The sequence below is a fragment of the Streptomyces sp. NPDC036822 genome (assembly GCF_055609145.1).
In genome coordinates, this window is record NZ_JBVJPY010000004.1 from 15,099 (window position 1) to 30,248 (window position 15,150).

14 protein-coding genes are annotated in these 15,150 nt (G+C 71.9%); 8 read left to right on the plus strand and 6 right to left on the minus strand.

What is annotated here, in order from left to right; all coding sequences use genetic code 11:
• Positions 1 to 213: 213 nt before the first annotated feature.
• Positions 214 to 744: an LppU/SCO3897 family protein gene (locus ACZ68P_RS10675; RefSeq protein WP_471004979.1), complete on the minus strand. Its 531-nt coding sequence runs from the start codon at positions 742 to 744 to the stop codon at positions 214 to 216.
• A gap of 118 nt (positions 745 to 862) precedes the next feature.
• On the minus strand, positions 863 to 1,288 hold the full coding sequence (locus ACZ68P_RS10680) for a hypothetical protein (protein ID WP_471004981.1): 426 nt from the start codon (positions 1,286 to 1,288) through the stop codon (positions 863 to 865).
• 84 nt (positions 1,289 to 1,372) lie between these two features.
• Here ACZ68P_RS10680 and ACZ68P_RS10685 point away from each other — a divergent pair, with 84 nt between their 5' ends.
• Positions 1,373 to 1,507 (plus strand): hypothetical protein, encoded by a 135-nt coding sequence (locus tag ACZ68P_RS10685; RefSeq protein ID WP_471004983.1) that lies wholly within the window; start codon positions 1,373 to 1,375, stop codon positions 1,505 to 1,507.
• A 53-nt stretch (positions 1,508 to 1,560) separates the two neighbouring features.
• On the opposite strand, the gene ACZ68P_RS10690 is transcribed toward ACZ68P_RS10685, so the two are convergent.
• Positions 1,561 to 2,685 carry a magnesium and cobalt transport protein CorA gene (locus ACZ68P_RS10690; protein WP_471004985.1) on the minus strand — a complete coding sequence of 375 codons (1,125 nt, stop codon included), beginning with the start codon at positions 2,683 to 2,685 and terminating at the stop codon, positions 1,561 to 1,563.
• Positions 2,686 to 2,992: 307 nt separating this feature from the next.
• On the opposite strand from ACZ68P_RS10690, the gene ACZ68P_RS10695 reads away from it, so the two are divergent.
• Positions 2,993 to 4,108, plus strand: coding sequence for a winged helix DNA-binding domain-containing protein (locus ACZ68P_RS10695; protein ID WP_471004987.1), 1,116 nt, complete (start codon positions 2,993 to 2,995; stop codon positions 4,106 to 4,108).
• A gap of 198 nt (positions 4,109 to 4,306) precedes the next feature.
• Here ACZ68P_RS10695 and ACZ68P_RS10700 read toward each other — a convergent pair whose 3' ends face one another.
• Entirely contained in the window at positions 4,307 to 5,101 is a 795-nt protein-coding gene (locus ACZ68P_RS10700) for a helix-turn-helix transcriptional regulator (protein WP_471005573.1), read from the minus strand.
• A 127-nt stretch (positions 5,102 to 5,228) separates the two neighbouring features.
• On the opposite strand from ACZ68P_RS10700, the gene ACZ68P_RS10705 reads away from it, so the two are divergent.
• Both ACZ68P_RS10705 and ACZ68P_RS10710 read left to right on the plus strand, forming a co-directional pair.
• The gene (locus ACZ68P_RS10705) at positions 5,229 to 6,947 is read left to right on the plus strand and encodes an AMP-binding protein (RefSeq protein WP_471004989.1); all 1,719 of its coding nucleotides are present in this window, start codon (positions 5,229 to 5,231) and stop codon (positions 6,945 to 6,947) included.
• Positions 6,944 to 8,566: an AMP-binding protein gene (locus tag ACZ68P_RS10710; protein ID WP_471004991.1), complete on the plus strand. Its 1,623-nt coding sequence runs from the start codon at positions 6,944 to 6,946 to the stop codon at positions 8,564 to 8,566. The genes ACZ68P_RS10705 and ACZ68P_RS10710 overlap by 4 nt, the downstream gene beginning before the upstream one ends.
• 55 nt (positions 8,567 to 8,621) lie before the next feature.
• Here ACZ68P_RS10710 and ACZ68P_RS10715 read toward each other — a convergent pair whose 3' ends face one another.
• Entirely contained in the window at positions 8,622 to 9,167 is a 546-nt protein-coding gene (locus ACZ68P_RS10715; protein ID WP_471004993.1) for a GNAT family N-acetyltransferase, read from the minus strand.
• Positions 9,168 to 9,189: 22 nt separating this feature from the next.
• Positions 9,190 to 9,915 carry a TIGR04222 domain-containing membrane protein gene (locus ACZ68P_RS10720; RefSeq protein ID WP_471004995.1) on the minus strand — a complete coding sequence of 242 codons (726 nt, stop codon included), beginning with the start codon at positions 9,913 to 9,915 and terminating at the stop codon, positions 9,190 to 9,192.
• A 757-nt stretch (positions 9,916 to 10,672) separates the two neighbouring features.
• Here ACZ68P_RS10720 and ACZ68P_RS10725 point away from each other — a divergent pair.
• The 4 genes from ACZ68P_RS10725 to ACZ68P_RS10740 all read left to right on the plus strand — a co-directional run bounded on the left by ACZ68P_RS10725 (position 10,673) and on the right by ACZ68P_RS10740 (position 15,150).
• Positions 10,673 to 11,503, plus strand: coding sequence for a methyltransferase (locus ACZ68P_RS10725; RefSeq protein WP_471004997.1), 831 nt, complete (start codon positions 10,673 to 10,675; stop codon positions 11,501 to 11,503).
• Positions 11,504 to 11,593: 90 nt separating this feature from the next.
• Entirely contained in the window at positions 11,594 to 12,385 is a 792-nt protein-coding gene (locus tag ACZ68P_RS10730) for a HalD/BesD family halogenase (protein ID WP_471004999.1), read from the plus strand.
• Positions 12,386 to 12,416: 31 nt separating this feature from the next.
• A complete protein-coding gene (locus ACZ68P_RS10735) occupies positions 12,417 to 13,634 on the plus strand; it encodes a fatty acid desaturase (RefSeq protein WP_471005001.1) in 1,218 nt (405 codons plus the stop codon).
• Positions 13,635 to 13,638: 4 nt separating this feature from the next.
• On the plus strand, positions 13,639 to 15,150 hold the full coding sequence (locus ACZ68P_RS10740) for a phosphoribosylamine--glycine ligase (RefSeq protein ID WP_471005003.1): 1,512 nt from the start codon (positions 13,639 to 13,641) through the stop codon (positions 15,148 to 15,150).

A 15,150-nucleotide genomic window follows, 5' to 3' on the forward strand; every position in this document is an offset into this window, starting at 1 on the left:
GGCCAGGTCCCCGCCGACCCGTGCGCCCGCCGGCACCGGCGCCACCGTCTTCTCCCACAGCCAGGACGAGGCGAACGCGCCGTCGGGGCCGAGCACGGCCGCCGCTTCCGCCGCGCTGTCGTGTTCCGGACCGGTCACCACGGAGGTCTGCTTCCCGGGCGGGGAGAAGCCCCGGGCCGCAGCGGGCCCCGGGCTTCTCCCCGCCATCGGCCGCTACTTCTTCAGCTCGTCGAGGCAGAGCACGAACTGCTTGCCGGAGCTGCGCCGCCCACCGCGGGTCTGCTCGAGGTAGCCGACGTCCGACTTGCCCTCGCACCTGCTGGTGTCGAGGGTGTCGTTGATCACCTCGACCACCTTGTACGTCGCCTCGGTGCCCCCGCACTCGACCACTTGCAGGTCGGGTGTCACCGTGGAACCGGTGTTCCTGAGGCAGTCCCCGGCCTCCGCGTGATCGGCGTCGTCCTGGCTCGCGAAGTAGCCCACCGCGCACATGATGAGCACGGCCACGAGGCCGATGCCCTTCAGGATCTTCCAGACGCTCCTGCCCCCACTCCGGGCCGGCGGCGCGGGCGGCGCGTTCCACTGCTGCTGCTGAGGAGCCGGCTGTATCAGCTGCTGAGGCGGATACGGCTGCTGCTGCGGGTACCCGTATCCCGGCTGGGGCGGGTACCCCTGCGGCGGCTGCTGCGCGTACGGGCCGGGCCGGCCGTACGGACCGGGGTTCTGCTGGGGCGGAAAGGTCATGCGGGTGTGTCCCCCGTGGGCGTGTGTGATGGCGTCTTTTGACGCGAGCACGCTTTAGCAACCCGCACGGTTCCCTGGACGGGCGGATTGCCTCGGGGAACGCACCCCTGGCGTGTCGTCAGTCGAGTTCGGCGATCAGCCACGTGCCGTCGACCTCCGTCAGGACCAGGCGCGTGAGGCCGAGTGGGTTGCCGCCGAGGTCGACGTATCCGGTGAGTCCTGAGGCTTTGGGGTATCGGGTGTCGGTACGGGCAAGCTCGTTCCGCTGGGCGGAAGTCAGGGGTTCGAGAAACTCCCGCACGGCCGCGGGGCAGTCCACGGTCCGGTACGTGGCGGCGAGTTCGGCTTGAGCCATGCGCGTCATGGCAGAGCAGGCGGCGTCCTCGTCCGACGTACTCAGGTGACCCAGATAGCCGGCAGCGGACTCCTCGAGGGGGCTCACGCTACGGCTCACGAGGAGGAAGAGGCCGACCAGGAAGGAGACGAGCAGGATCACACCGGCTATCACCGCGGCCCGGACACGCACGGTGCTGGTGGAGGACATGCGGACTCCTCTGCGCGACGACGACCTCCGCGCAGCCTATGTTCTGTCGTCGAATGGCAGGTCCACATCAGGAGTGCGGCGAGGGTGACGGCTCGCCCCGGGACCGTGCACCGCGTCGCCGGCGTGAGTGTGGTCCTTTCCCTGGGGCTTCTCCTCCTCGGCCTCGGCGTGGTTGCCCTGGTCGTCGATGTGACCGGCGACATCCTCCTGGACGGCTGATGGCACGGACACTGTGGTCGTTCCCCAGGGACACCCGAGTGCTCGGCCGGTTCCTACAGCCAGTCCCGCCGCTTGAAGACGAAGTACAGGCTCGTGCACACCACGGCCATCAGGAGGATCGCGAAGGGGTACCCGAACGCCCAGTCCAGTTCCGGCATCGCGTCGAAGTTCATGCCGTAGATCGTGCCGACCAGGGTGGGGGCGAAGAGGATCGCCGCCCACGAGGAGATCTTCTTGATCTCCTCGTTCTGCTCGAAACCCGCCTCCGCCAGGGCGCGCATCTCCGCGTTCTGCTGCTGGGTGACCAGGGTCGCGTTGACCGTGAGGATTTCCGTCAGGGCCTGACGGAAGCCGTCCACGCGCTCGCTGGTGTGGGTCACGTGGTCGGCGACGTCGCGGAGGTAGCGCTGAAGTTCCTCGTCCGTCCCGTACTTCGCGAAGCCCGCCATCAGCCCGTGCAGCATCCCGACGAGGGGGCGGGTCGCGCGCTGGAACTCGACCATCTCGCGGGAGAGTTCGTAGATGCGGCGGGAGACGGCCGGGTCGCCGCCGAAGACCTCGGTCTCGATCTCGTCGATGTCGTTCTGCACGCCCGCCACCACCGGGGCGTAACCGTCCACGACCGCGTCGAGGATGGCGTACAGGACCGCCTCCGGTCCGAGGGCGAGGAGTTCGGGGTTCTCCTCCATGCGGTGGCGCACCGCCGAGAGGTCCGGGGCGGCGCCGTGGCGGACCGTGATCACGAAGTCGGGGCCGACGAAGACGTGCAGTTCGCCGAAGTCGACCTCCTCCTGCGCGTCGAGGTAGCGGGCCGCGCGCAGGACGACGAAGAGCGTCTCGCCGTACCGCTCCAGCTTCGGCCGCTGGTGGGCCTCCAGCGCGTCCTCGATCGCCAGCTCGTGAAGGTCGAACTCGGCTGCCAGGGAGTGGAGTTCCGCCTCCGAGGGGCGGTGCAGCCCGATCCAGGCCATGCCGTCCGGGTGTTTGCGGAGCTGACGGAAGGTCTCGGCGAGCGAGCCGGGGGACGCGACCCGGTGTCCGTCGCGGTACAGCGTGCCCTGCACCACGCTCGGCCGGTCCGCCGGAGCCTCCTCGGCGGTGGCAGGAAGCGCGGGAGTGGCGGCGGCCGGCGGCTCCGGCTGACGCCGCCATGCCGCGCGGGGGCGGCGCTCCGGCATCGTGGGTCCACCTTCACGGTCGGGATCGGCTCGTACCAGGGTTTCCGGGCAGGATATAGGGGGAGGGTCGTGCCGGCGCGGCGGATCGCGGCCCCGGCGGGTGGGTCGTGGCAGTGCGGCGGATCGTCCCCGCCCGGCGGATCGCGCCCGCCGGGTGGATCGTGGGAGCGCGGCGGATCGTGCCGGCGTGGCGGATCGCGTCCCCCTCCACGGCCCGGCCCACCTCTGACGGCACGGGCCCCCGTACGCCCCCCACGGCGCGGCTTGCGGACCGTAACTGTCCGCAAGCCCCAGTAACGTGCCGACCATGGCCTCCACGACGAACGCCCCGGTTCTCACCGCCCGCGCCCTCGGCCGCGCCACGCTCGCGCGGCAGTTGCTGCTGAGCCCCGCCGAGCTGTCCGCCGAGGACGCCGTCTCGCACCTGCTCGGCTTGCAGGCGCAGAACACCAAGCCGCCGTACTACGCCCTTGCCGCCCGGCTCTCCGGCTTCCGGCCCGAGGAGCTCTCCACGCTGATGGAGACGCGGAAGGCCGCCCGCATCGTCACCATGCGCTCCACCATCCACACCCACACCGCCGAGGACGTGCTCACCCTGCGGCCCTTGGTCCAGGCCGCCCGCGACCGCGAGCTCACCCTCTTCCGCAAGGGACTCGTCGGTGTCGACCTCGACCGGCTCGCCGTCCTCGCCCGCGACCTCGTCGAGGAGCGCCCCCGCACCCCCAAGGAGATCCGCGAGGCGCTCCTCGTGGAGTGGCCCAACGCCGACCCGCAGGCGCTCGGCATCGCCGCGCGCTGCCTGCTGCCGCTGGTCCAGGTCACCCCCCGTGGCCTGTGGCGCAGAAGCGGACAGGTCTGCCTGACCACCGCCGAGACCTGGCTCGGACGCACCGCCGCGCCGGCCCCCGCCCCCGACGGGACCGTCCTGCGCTACCTCGCCGCCTTCGGTCCCGCCTCCGTCAAGGACATGCAGACCTGGTCCGGCCTCACCCGGCTCCGGGACGCCTTCGAGCGCCTGCGCCCCCGGCTCCTCACCTTCCGCGACGAGCACGGCGTGGAACTCTTCGACCTGCCCGACGCCCCGCGCCCCGACGAGGACACCCCGGCCCCCGCGCGCTTCCTCCCCGAGTTCGACAACCTGCTGCTCTCCCACGCCGACCGCTCCCGGCTCGTGCCCGCCGGGGCGAAGGACCGCACCTGGAAGGGGAACCAGGCGTACTGCGTCTTCCTGCTCGACGGCCTCGTCGCCGGGCTGTGGCGACTGGAGGAGGGCAAGGAGCGCACGACGATGACCATCGAGCCCTTCGGCCGTCCGGGAAAGGAGCAGCGCGCCGAGCTGACCGGAGAGGCCGAGCGCCTGCTCGGGGTGATGGCGCGGGAAGGGCTTCCGTACGAGATCCGGTTCGGGGTCGTGGCCGCCTGACCGCACGCGGGCGGGCCGGCCGCGCGCGTTCCCGGGGGATGTCTCGTCGGTCAGGCCGGACCGGGGAGAGCGGCCCGGCCGCCGCGACCCCGGCACGATCGGCACGACACCCCTGAGGGAGTGTCCGGAACGTACCGGGGCCCGCCCGAAGACCGCCGCGCCCCAGGCGAGACTCCCCGGACACGACCAGGGTCGTCCCTAGGGCAGCAGCCCCGACCTCCGCGCCGCGACCACCGCCTCCAGCCGGTTGTGCGCCCCCAGCTTCCGCATCGTCGAGCGGAGGTAGCCCTTCACTGTCTCCGGGCGCAGCCCGAGGCGGTGAGCCACCGCCGCGTTGGTCGCCCCCGAGGCCACCGCCGCCAGCACGTCCGTCTCGCGCGGCGTCAGCGTCACTCCCGTCGGCCGCCCCGGCCCGGCCGGCGCCGTCTCCAGGCGCCCGCACACCGCGAGGAGCCGCGCCCGCACCTCGGGGTCACCGATCAGCGGCGCCAGCTCCCGCAGCTCTCCGTGCGCCTGCCGCACCTCCTCCCAGGAGGGCCCCGGGGCCGGGCCGCCGCCGGCAAGGAGTCGCGGCGCCTCGTCCCGTACCGCCAGCGCCTGTTCCACGTCGCGGGCCGCCGCCACCGCCGCGTCGAGGGCGCGCTCGCCGATCGGGACGGCCTCGCGCAGCGCCCCGTACAGCACACCGCGCACCGTCCGCCGTACGACGACGGGGACGGCGACCACGGAGCGCAGCCCCTCCGCGGCCACCGGCACGTCGTACTCGTGCGTGATGTGGCGGGCGGAGGCGTAGTCCGTGACCGCGCACGGCCGCGACAGGGCCAGGCACCGTCCGCCCAGACCGTTCCCGGCGGTGATCGACAGACCGTGCAGGGCCGGTGTCACGGCGCCGTCCACCTCGGCGATCCGCAGCCGCCGGCCGTCATGGAGCAGACCGCCGAAGACCACCTGCAGCCCGGTGGTCCGACGCAGCCGCAGCAGGGCCGCGCGCATCTCCCCCTCGTGCGTCCGCCGCGTCTGCTCGGGCACGGAACCACCCCTTCACCCCCGAACGGGGGTAGTGAGACCTGGGTCACCGATTACACGATGTCCGTGACCGGTCCCGCAACGAGGAGGACACATGACGGCCACCAGCGCGACGGAGAGGTTCCGGGCCGCCCGGGACTTCCTGCTGGAGCACCGCGAGGACTACGCGACGGCGTACGAGGGCTTCGCCTGGCCCCGCCCCGACCGTTTCAACTGGGCCCTCGAATGGTTCGACGTCATCGCCGCCGGCAACGACAGGACCGCCCTGCACCTCGTCGAGGAGGACGGCTCCGAGACGAAGCTGAGCTTCGCCGAGATGTCCGACCGCTCCGCGCGGGCCGCCAACTGGCTGCGCGCGCAGGGCGTGCGCGCCGGCGACCGGATCATCGTCATGCTCGGCAACCAGGCCGAGCTGTGGGAGACGGCCCTCGCCGCCATGAAGCTGCGCGCCGTCGTCATCCCGGCGACCCCTCTCCTCGGCCCCGCCGACCTGCGCGACCGGGTCGAGCGCGGCCGCGCCCGGCACGTGATCGCCCGCGCCGAGGACACGGCCAAGTTCGACGACGTGCCGGGGGACTACACCCGCGTCGTCGTCGGCGCCGGCGACGGGCAGGCGGGCCCCGACGGTGGTGACCGGCGCGGCCCCGACGGCGGCTGGCTCCGCTACGAGCGGGCGTACGACGCCTCGGGGACGTTCGAGCCCGAGGGCGAGACGCTCGCCGACGACCCGCTGATGCTCTACTTCACCTCCGGTACGACCGCCCGCCCCAAACTCGTGGAGCACACCCACACCTCGTATCCGGTGGGCCATCTCGCCACCATGTTCTGGATCGGTCTCAGGCCCGGTGACGTGCATCTGAACATCTCCTCGCCCGGCTGGGCCAAGCACGCCTGGTCGAACCTCTTCGCGCCGTGGAACGCCGAGGCGACCGTCTTCCTCCACAACTACACCCGCTTCGACCCGGCCCGGCTCCTGGCCGAGATGGACCGGAACGGGGTGACCAGCTTCTGCGCGCCGCCCACCGTCTGGCGGATGCTGATCCAGGCCGACCTGACGCAGCTCACGCGCCCTCCGCGTGAGGTCGTCGCCGCCGGCGAGCCGCTCAACCCGGAGGTCATCGAGGCCGTCCGCCGGGCCTGGAGCGTCACCATCCGGGACGGCTTCGGTCAGACGGAGACCGCCGTCCAGGTGTCCAACAGTCCGGGCCAGCGGCTCAAGGAGGGCTCCATGGGCCGGCCGAGCCCCGGTTTCCGGGTCACGCTCGTCGACCCGGTCAGCGGGCGCCCGGACGTGGACGAGGGGGAGATCTGCCTCGACCTCTCCAACGACCCGGTGGGACTGATGACGGGCTACCACGGCGACCCGGAGCGCACGGCGGAGGCGATGGCGGGCGGCTTCTACCGCACCGGGGACATCGGATCGCGGGACGCGGAGGGGTACTTCACCTATGTCGGGCGCGCCGACGACGTCTTCAAGGCCAGTGACTACAAGATCTCCCCGTTCGAGCTGGAGAGCGCCCTCCTGGAGCACGAGGCGGTCGTCGAGGCGGCGGTCGTCCCGGCCCCCGACCCGCTGAGGCTCGCGGTCCCCAAGGCCTACGTCGTCCTCGCCGAGGGCTGGGCTCCGGACGCCGAGACGGCGAAGGCGCTCTTCGCCCACTCCCGCGCCGTCCTCGCCCCGTACAAGCGGGTGCGGCGCATCGAGTTCGCCGAGCTGCCGAAGACCGTGTCGGGCAAGATCCGCCGGATCGAGCTGCGCGAGCGTACGGCGAAGGGCGAGGGCACCGAGTTCACCGAGGGGGACGCGGCATGAGCCCGTCGGGGACGCGGAGCCTGTCGTACGCCCACGGGGCGAGCACCACCGAGCTGCTCGGTGACACCATCGGTGCCAACCTGGACCGGACCGTCGCCGCCTGGCCGGACCGGGAGGCGCTGGTCGACGTCCCCACCGGCCGCCGCTGGACGTACGCCGAGCTCGGCGCGGACGTGGAGCGGCTGGCGGACGCGCTGCTCGGCAGTGGGGTCGCCAAGGGCGACCGGGTGGGGATCTGGGCGGTGAACTGCGCCGAGTGGGTGCTCGTGCAGTACGCGACGGCCCGCATCGGCGCCGTCATGGTGAACATCAACCCGGCTTATCGCGCGGACGAGTTGGCGTACGTCCTCCGACAGGCCGGGATCTCGCTGCTCTTCGCCTCGGTGAGCCACAGGACGAGCGACTACCGCGCGATGGTCGAGCAGGTGCGTGCCCGGTGTCCGGAGCTGCGCGAGGCCGTCTACTTCGGGGACCCGAGCTGGGACACGCTGCTCGCCCGGCCGGCGGGGGACCGGCGGCCGGCGGAGCTGTCCTGCGACGAGCCGGTCAACATCCAGTACACCTCGGGCACGACGGGGTTCCCCAAGGGCGCCACCCTGTCCCACCACAACATCCTCAACAACGGCTATTTCGTGGGGGAGATGATCGGCTACACGGATCGGGACCGCGTCTGCGTCCCCGTGCCGTTCTACCACTGCTTCGGCATGGTCATGGGAAACCTCGCGGCCACCTCGCACGGTGCCTGTCTGGTCATCCCCGCCCCGTCCTTCGACCCCGTCGCCACCCTGCGCGCGGTGGAGCGGGAGCGGTGCACCTCGCTGTACGGCGTACCGACGATGTTCATCGCCGAGCTGAACCTCCCCGACTTCACGACGTACGACCTCTCGACGCTCCGCACCGGGATCATGGCGGGCTCGCCCTGTCCGGTGGAGGTGATGAAGCGGGTCGTGGCGGAGATGAACATGGCGGAGGTGTCGATCTGTTACGGCATGACCGAGACCTCGCCCGTCTCCACCCAGACCCGCCGCGACGACGACCTGGAGCGCCGGACGGGGACCGTGGGCCGGGTCATGCCGCACGTCGAGGTGAAGATCGTCGACCCGGCCACCGGCGTCACCGTGCCGCGCGGGACGGCGGGCGAGCTGTGCACCAGGGGCTACAGCGTGATGCTCGGTTACTGGAACGAGCCCGAGAAGACCGCGGAGGCGATCGACGAGGGCCGCTGGATGCACACCGGCGACCTCGCGCTGATGCGGGAGGACGGGTACGTCCGGATCGTCGGCCGCATCAAGGACATGATCATCCGGGGCGGCGAGAACGTGTACCCCAGGGAGATCGAGGAGTTCCTCTACGGCCACGCGAAGATCGCCGACGTCCAGGTGGTGGGCGTCCCCGACGAGCGCTACGGCGAGGAGATCCTCGCCTGTGTGATCCCCCGCGACCCGGCGGACCCGCCCACCCTGGAGGACGTCACCGCCTTCTGCCGCGACCGGCTCGCGCACTACAAGATCCCGCGCCGGGTGGAGATCCTCGCGGAATTCCCGATGACGGTGAGCGGGAAGGTGCGGAAGGTCGAACTGCGCCGGCGGTACGGGGACGGGGGCGCGGAGGGGGAGTGACGGGGCCTCCCGGAGCGGGCTTCGTCGCCCCGGCCCGCTCGGGGAGGCGGCGCCGTCAACCGTCCGAGGGCCGGAGGTGGGAGGCGGTGCTCAGCTCGCGGCGCATGCACACCCGCGGCCAGGTCGCCAGCCCGTGTGCCGCCTCGGCCCGCTGGATGGCGCGCAGTCCGGCGGTGAGGGCGGGGTCCGTGTCGGCGAGGGCGCGGAAGCCCAGGCGCGTGTAGTACGGGGCGTTCCACGGCACCTGGGTGAAGGTCGTCAGCGTCAGCGCGGTCAGGCCCTGCCGCTCCGCCCCGGCCGCCAGGTGCTCGATGAGCGAGCGTCCGATGCCGCGGCGGGCGGCGGCCGGGTGCACCGAGACCTGTTCGATGTGGGCCGCCCCGTCCACGGTGTCGGTGAGCAGATAGCCCACCGGGAGGTCCGCCGCGTCGACCGCCACCCAGGCGCGGCCGGCCCGCCGGTAGGCGTCCAGGACGTCCAGGGGGAGGGGTTCGTCGTCGGCGACGACCGCCATGCCGAGGGAGCGGAAGGGCTCGCCCGCGGCCCGCTCGATGTCCTGGAGCAACGGGAGCTCGGCCGGCGCGGCCGCTCGGATGCGCATACGGGAAGTATGGCGCGCGCGGTCACGGACTGTCCCGGGCGAGCAGACCTCCGTCGCGGGAGAAACGGGGGAGGAAGAGGGCGAGCGCGGGGTCGCCGTACAGGGCGACGTACAGCTGGACCAGCTCTCCGTCCGTGACCTCGGCGCGGTCCGCGGGCAGCGGGTGGCGCTCGCGGAGCCCCGCGAGGAGCCGGTGCGCGGCCCGCGAGGTGGGCGGGAGCAGGCACAGGGCGGCCGCGCCGAGGACCGGCAGGGTGCCCAGGCCGAGGGTGAGCGCGAGCGCCGACCCGGACGGCCTGGCCGTCAGCAGCCCCGCGGCGACCGTGAGCGGTACGCAGCCGAGGAGGGCCCGCACGACCGGCGTCCGTCCCGGCGGGCGCACCAGTCCGGCCCGCCCCAGCTCGGACAGGAGCGCGTCGACGGCCCGGCGCGCCGCCGGCCTGGAGGTCAACGCCCTTACGTCTACAGCGCGTTGGAGGGAGCGGTGTACCCCGAGCTGCACCGGGTCGCGGGTCTGCCCCGGCCCGCCGTTGGCGCGAATGGTGCCCTTGCGCCCGGCTGCCACCGCACCCCGCTGGTGCAGGGCGACGAGGGCCACGGTGACGGCGGCCCGCCGTCCTCCGCGCAGCAGGGCGAGCGCCTGCGGGGAGAGTTCCACCCCTCGCGGGCTGCGGTTTCGCGACAGAAAGGCCGCCAGGGCCAGTTGACCGCAGGCCGCGGCGAGGAACCACCACATCTCGATCGGCATCACGCCCACCCCCCAAGGGAGTTGTGCCCACGAGAAGCTTGATCGTCACGCGCCGCATGGCCGGAACCCATGGCCCGTAACGCGCGACTATGTGGTGGTATCCACCTGTTCTGAGGTCGGAATCATTTATTCCAGCCACCGCACAACTTTCCGGTAGCGTAATTGGGCGATCGCGGGAGGTTGACGTACGGCATTGCCGATCATTAGCTTGTGCGTGCCGCGCACACCATGCCCGGCCGCACTCATCGAAATACTGCTCAACTCCCCGCAGAGGATCACCCCTTCCTCGCAGGTCCGATTACGGTCACCCGCCAGCCGGAGGCAGTACGTTGTATGAACACCCGAAAACGGGTGGGTTTGCGCTCGTGGCGTTCCCCCCACCCGTTCAGCACGTCACGCACTTTCCTCGCCCCCGCTGGGCTCCACTGATCTTCGCAGTGGCCTCTGAAGTGAACCAGTCGGCGGTGTTCTGACGGTCGTCCCGAGAGACGACCCACCCCCTGCGATCACGGACCTTCCGCGCGTCCGGCGTTCTTTGTGTGCCCTTTTCCCGCACACCCTCATGCGCCTTGAGACGTGTCATGCCCATGCCCTTCATGGTGCCCTTTTCCCAGCTTTTCTGTCGCGCTTCGCCCTGCCCGCGCACCCCTTTTCTGGCTAGCCGATTTCCGCTCAGCCCTGCCTTGGTCCGGACCATTTCCGGGCGCAAGTGAATTCCGGCTGTCCGCCGCACACGACTCGAAAGGTCCCGGCCGAGATGACCCATGCCCCCACGAAGGTGCTCACCCGGAAGCGTGTCCTGCCCATCGGCGAGAACGGATCCCTCTGGGCCGCGCGACCGTCCTTCGGAATCTTCGAGTTCCGCGGCAGAAAGCTCCGCATCGGCGTCAGCGACCCCTCCGAGGTGCTCTTCCCCACCGACTGCGGGCTCAGCCTGGTCGCCGCGCTCGACGGTGAGCACGCGCTGGACCTCGACGGGGTGCACGCGCTCGACGTGGGCTGCGGGTCCGGCCTCTACACCGTCGCGCTGCTCGCCGCCGGCGCCGCGCACGTGACCGCGCTGGACATCAACGCGGCCTCAGCCCCCGAGACCCGGTCCAACGTCGAGCTCAACGGCCTGGACACCGGCCGCCTGTCCTGCGTCACCGCCGACCTGGCGCAGTACACGCCGCCCAGGAAGTTCGACCTGGTCGTCACCAACCCGCCGCACCTGCCCCACGACCCGAGCTACGCCACCGACAACGGCCTCGAGACGGCGCTCGTCGCGGGCCGGAACGGCCGGGCCCTGTACGACGCGGTCGTCGCGCGGATGGACGATCTCCTCGCCCCCGGCGGCCGGCTGATCATGGCGCACTCCTCGCTGGCCGACGTCCCGCGCACCATCGCCGATCTCGAAACGCGCGGATACGAGTGGCGCACGCTCGAAGTGTGCGAGATGGACATTCCGCTGCTGGCCTACGCCGAACACAAGGAGACCATGCTCGGCATTCTGGAGGCGCAGCGGGCCGTCGGCAGCGCCGAATTCGAGGGGGAGCGGTTCTCGGTCCACGCCCTCGAGTTCCGCCGCCCGGCCGACGCCACCCTGTGAGCCGCTGAAATCCCCTGTGAAATCCGGGCCCTGACCCGGTATTCCGCTCGCAGAGCTCCGCACCGCACACCACACCACGAGGGAAAACAGATGACCGCTGAGGGAAGCACGCTGCGCGTCACGGCAGCCGAGGTGAACGGGCTGCTCGGCCGCCATTTCACGGAGAACTTCGACGACGGGGCAAGGGCCGCGCTGCGCGAACAGTTCGCATCGGAACACATCGTCCCGCTCCGGCAGCTCTGTCCGCCCGAACTCTTCGCGCCCATCAAGGACGAGGCCTGTTCCATCATGGACAGGTACGGGGTGAATCACGATCTCGTCTTCGAGATCACCGACAACACCCCGCGCAGTATGACCACGGTCGGACAACCGGTCATCAAGGACGAGGGTCCGCTGATCGACGCGTTCTACTTCTCCTCCGAACTCCTCGGATTCGTCTCCGGAATCGTGGGCGAGCAGGTGCATTCCTGTCCGTACGCGGGCGAGCACTACGTCATCAGCCGCCTCGGGAAGTCGGGCGACACCCATGGCTGGCACTGGGACGACTACACCTACGGCATCATCCTGGTCCTCGAAGCGCCGCACTACACCGAGGGCGGATTCGTCCAGGCCGTGCCCCACACCTCCTGGGACAAGGAGAATCCGGACGTCTACGGCGCCCTCATCAGCAGCCAGGTCCGCTCGTACGCGCTGGAGGCGGGCGACGCCTACGTCGTGAAGACGAACACCACGATGCACCGCGTGCACCCCATCCGGGGCGAGGGCCGCCGCACCATCGTCAACATGACGCTGGCCAGCACCGAGGACCTGACCAAGCCGATGACCCACGAGACCAACGACACCCTCTTCGGCGGCGTCCGGGACCCCCGAAGTGCCGGCTGAAGCGATGCGGCCGTCCACCGAGGAGCCGTCGATGCCCCCACACGAGCACGAGCCGACGCGGGCACCCGAGCCGACGCCGCCGGCCGAGGCGAAGCCCCGGGGGACCGCGCCCCGTGAGACGACACAGCCGCGCGAGACGATGCGCGGCCTGCCGCGCGCCCTCCAGCCCTTCCTGACCTGGGTGACCGGCGTGCCGCTGGCCGGGTCCCGGCCGCGGGTGCTCTGGCGCCCCACCCTGGCCCTGGTCGCCGGCGCCGTCCAGACCGCCTTCGGCATCGCCCTCGGCGTGTACGCGCTGGCAGGCCCCTGGTACGTCCTCGTCCCGCTGGTCCTGCTCTCCTGGCCCACCACGGCCGGCGGCATGCGCCGCCTGGACGTGGTGGTCGTCCACCAGACGCTGCACCGGATGTTCACCGGCTCCACCGCCGGGAACCGCGTCGTCAGCGAGATCGTCACCACCCTGCTGTGGCGCCCGCCCTACGACGGCAACCGCCAGGAGCACCTCACCCACCACGCCTTCCCCTGCTCCCTCAAGGACGGCGACACGGTCTACCTCCAGGGCACCGGCGCCCGCCCCGGCATGAGCCGGCGGGAGTTCCGCCGCTATCTGCTCAAGGCCGTCCTGTCCCCGGCCCACCACTGGGGCTTCCTCGCCGGCCGGATCCGCGCCAACTTCCTCACCAGGTCGCCGCTCTACCGCATGGTCATGGCGTACGCCTACCTCGCGGGCACCGCCGTCCTCCTCACGCTCACCGGCTGGTGGCTCCCCTGGCTGCTCTTCTGGTTCCTGCCCGCCACCTTCTTCTTCCAGAACCAGACGCTGCTCTACACCCTCAGCGAGCACCGCTGGTGGCTGCACGACAACGCCGAACGGCTGACGAAGGCGCAGCGCGACCAGCTCACCTTCGGCCGCTTCTGCGGCGCGCCCGTCCCGGACACCGCCGGCGCCGGGCCGCTCGCCCGCTGCGGCGCCTGGACCGGCTGGTGGCTGCGGATGGTGCTGCTCTACGCGCCGTACCGGATGTGGATCCTCGTCGGCGACACCGTGCAGCACGACCTGCACCACGTCCGCCCCAAGGTCGACTGGGCGAACTCCTCGTGGATACGCAACGAGGACCTGGCGACCGGCAACGCCGACCGCTACTTCGAGGCGTGGGGCGGCCTGCTCACCCATGTGTACGTCGGCAACAGCGTCCGCGACTGGACCGCCGCCCCCTCCGCTCCGCTCACCGCGACCAGGACGGGGTGACCCGGTGACCCAGACACCCCACGCGGTCCTCGTGGTGGACGGCACCGGACGCGGCCACGCGATCTGCGACCTGTTCACCCGAACCGACCCGCACGTGACCGTCCACTACGGCCCCGGATGCGACGTCGTCGACCACCCGCGCATCGTGTCCGCGGGCTCGGTCTCCCTGGACGACCCGCGCACGGCCCTCGCCTACCTGGCCGTCCACCCCGTCGAGTTCGTCTTCGTCTCCCACATCGACGCCCTCTCCCTCGGGTACGTCGACGAGCTGCGCCGGGCCGGCCACCGGGTCATCGGCCCCACGGCGGCCGCGGCCGCCCTGGAGTCCAGCAAGACCCGCGGCAAGGAGTTCTGCCGCGACCACGGCATCCCGGTCGCCGAGTTCGAGGTGTTCACGGACGCGGCGAAGGCGAAGGAGTACGTCGCCTCACGGCCGTACCGCTGTGTCGTCAAGACGGACGGGCTGACCCCGGACGGCGACGGCTCGGTGGTCTGCGACTCCCCGGGCGAGGCCCTCGCCGCGATCGACCGGTTCGCGGCCGAGGCCGACCGGGCCGCCGGGACCGAACGGGGCGGCGGCGCCGGCCCCGGGCTGCGCCTCGTCGTCGAGGAGCGCCTGACCGGTCGCGAGATCTCGGTGTTCGCCCTCCTCGACGGCGACAGCGCGCTCGTCTTCCCGACGGCCATGGACTACAAGCGGACCCTGGAGGCCGACGCGGGCAAGAACTGCGACGGCATGGGGTCCGTGGCCCCGCACCCGTACGACAGCCCCGCGCTGCGCGAGGAGTTGCGGGCCACGCTGGTCGACCCGCTGGTGCGCGGACTGCGGGCGGAGGGCCTCGACTTCACCGGCTTCGTCTACGTCGGCGCCATGCTCACCCCCCGGGGCCCTGTCGTCATCGAGATCAACGCCCGGTTCGGCGACTCCGAGGCCGAGGTCGTCCTGCCCGGCGTCCGCGGCGACTTCACGGAGCTGTGCCGCGCCGTCCTCGCCCGCGACCTCGCCCGCCGCCGGCTCGACACCGACGGGCTCGCCCGCTGCTCCGTCGCCCTGGTCCAGGGCTGCCTCGACCCGGCGGACCCGGACGCCCTGGTGGGCTGGCCCTTCGGCCCGTACGCCACCGGCCAGCCGGTCCACGGCCTCGACGGGCCCCGCACCGCCGCCGGTCCCGACCGCACCACCGGCACCACAGGCCCCGCCGGCACCGGCGTTCTCGACCGCACCGCCGGCCACGCGGCGGGCGACGAGGCCGGCCCTGCCGGGCCCGGCGACCTCGCCGACACGCTCGTCTTCTGCGCGGGCGTCCGCCGCGACGCGTCCGGCGTCCCGCGGACCACCGGCGGCCGCGTCGTCCATGTCGTCGGCGCCGGACGGACGCCCGAGCAGGCCCGGCGCCGGGCCTACGCCCGCATCGAGCGCATCTCCTTCCCCGGCATGCGCTACCGCACCGACATCGGGACCGAACCGGTCACGGCCGCCACGCCGCACGCCGACGCCGTCCCCACAGGGAAGTGA

Excerpts from the sequence above, each read along its gene's own strand:
- ACZ68P_RS10735 (WP_471005001.1), top strand. The coding sequence starts at position 12,417 with ATGCCCCCACACGAGCACGAGCCGACGCGGGCACCCGAGCCGACGCCG.
- ACZ68P_RS10710 (WP_471004991.1), top strand. The coding sequence starts at position 6,944 with ATGAGCCCGTCGGGGACGCGGAGCCTGTCGTACGCCCACGGGGCGAGC.
- ACZ68P_RS10680 (WP_471004981.1), bottom strand. The coding sequence starts at position 1,288 with ATGTCCTCCACCAGCACCGTGCGTGTCCGGGCCGCGGTGATAGCCGGT.
- ACZ68P_RS10700 (WP_471005573.1), bottom strand. The coding sequence starts at position 5,101 with ATGCGCGCGGCCCTGCTGCGGCTGCGTCGGACCACCGGGCTGCAGGTG.
- ACZ68P_RS10720 (WP_471004995.1), bottom strand. The coding sequence starts at position 9,915 with ATGCCGATCGAGATGTGGTGGTTCCTCGCCGCGGCCTGCGGTCAACTG.
- ACZ68P_RS10695 (WP_471004987.1), top strand. The coding sequence starts at position 2,993 with ATGGCCTCCACGACGAACGCCCCGGTTCTCACCGCCCGCGCCCTCGGC.
- ACZ68P_RS10715 (WP_471004993.1), bottom strand. The coding sequence starts at position 9,167 with ATGCGCATCCGAGCGGCCGCGCCGGCCGAGCTCCCGTTGCTCCAGGAC.
- ACZ68P_RS10675 (WP_471004979.1), bottom strand. The coding sequence starts at position 744 with ATGACCTTTCCGCCCCAGCAGAACCCCGGTCCGTACGGCCGGCCCGGC.
- ACZ68P_RS10690 (WP_471004985.1), bottom strand. The coding sequence starts at position 2,685 with ATGCCGGAGCGCCGCCCCCGCGCGGCATGGCGGCGTCAGCCGGAGCCG.
- ACZ68P_RS10705 (WP_471004989.1), top strand. The coding sequence starts at position 5,229 with ATGACGGCCACCAGCGCGACGGAGAGGTTCCGGGCCGCCCGGGACTTC.
- ACZ68P_RS10730 (WP_471004999.1), top strand. The coding sequence starts at position 11,594 with ATGACCGCTGAGGGAAGCACGCTGCGCGTCACGGCAGCCGAGGTGAAC.
- ACZ68P_RS10725 (WP_471004997.1), top strand. The coding sequence starts at position 10,673 with ATGACCCATGCCCCCACGAAGGTGCTCACCCGGAAGCGTGTCCTGCCC.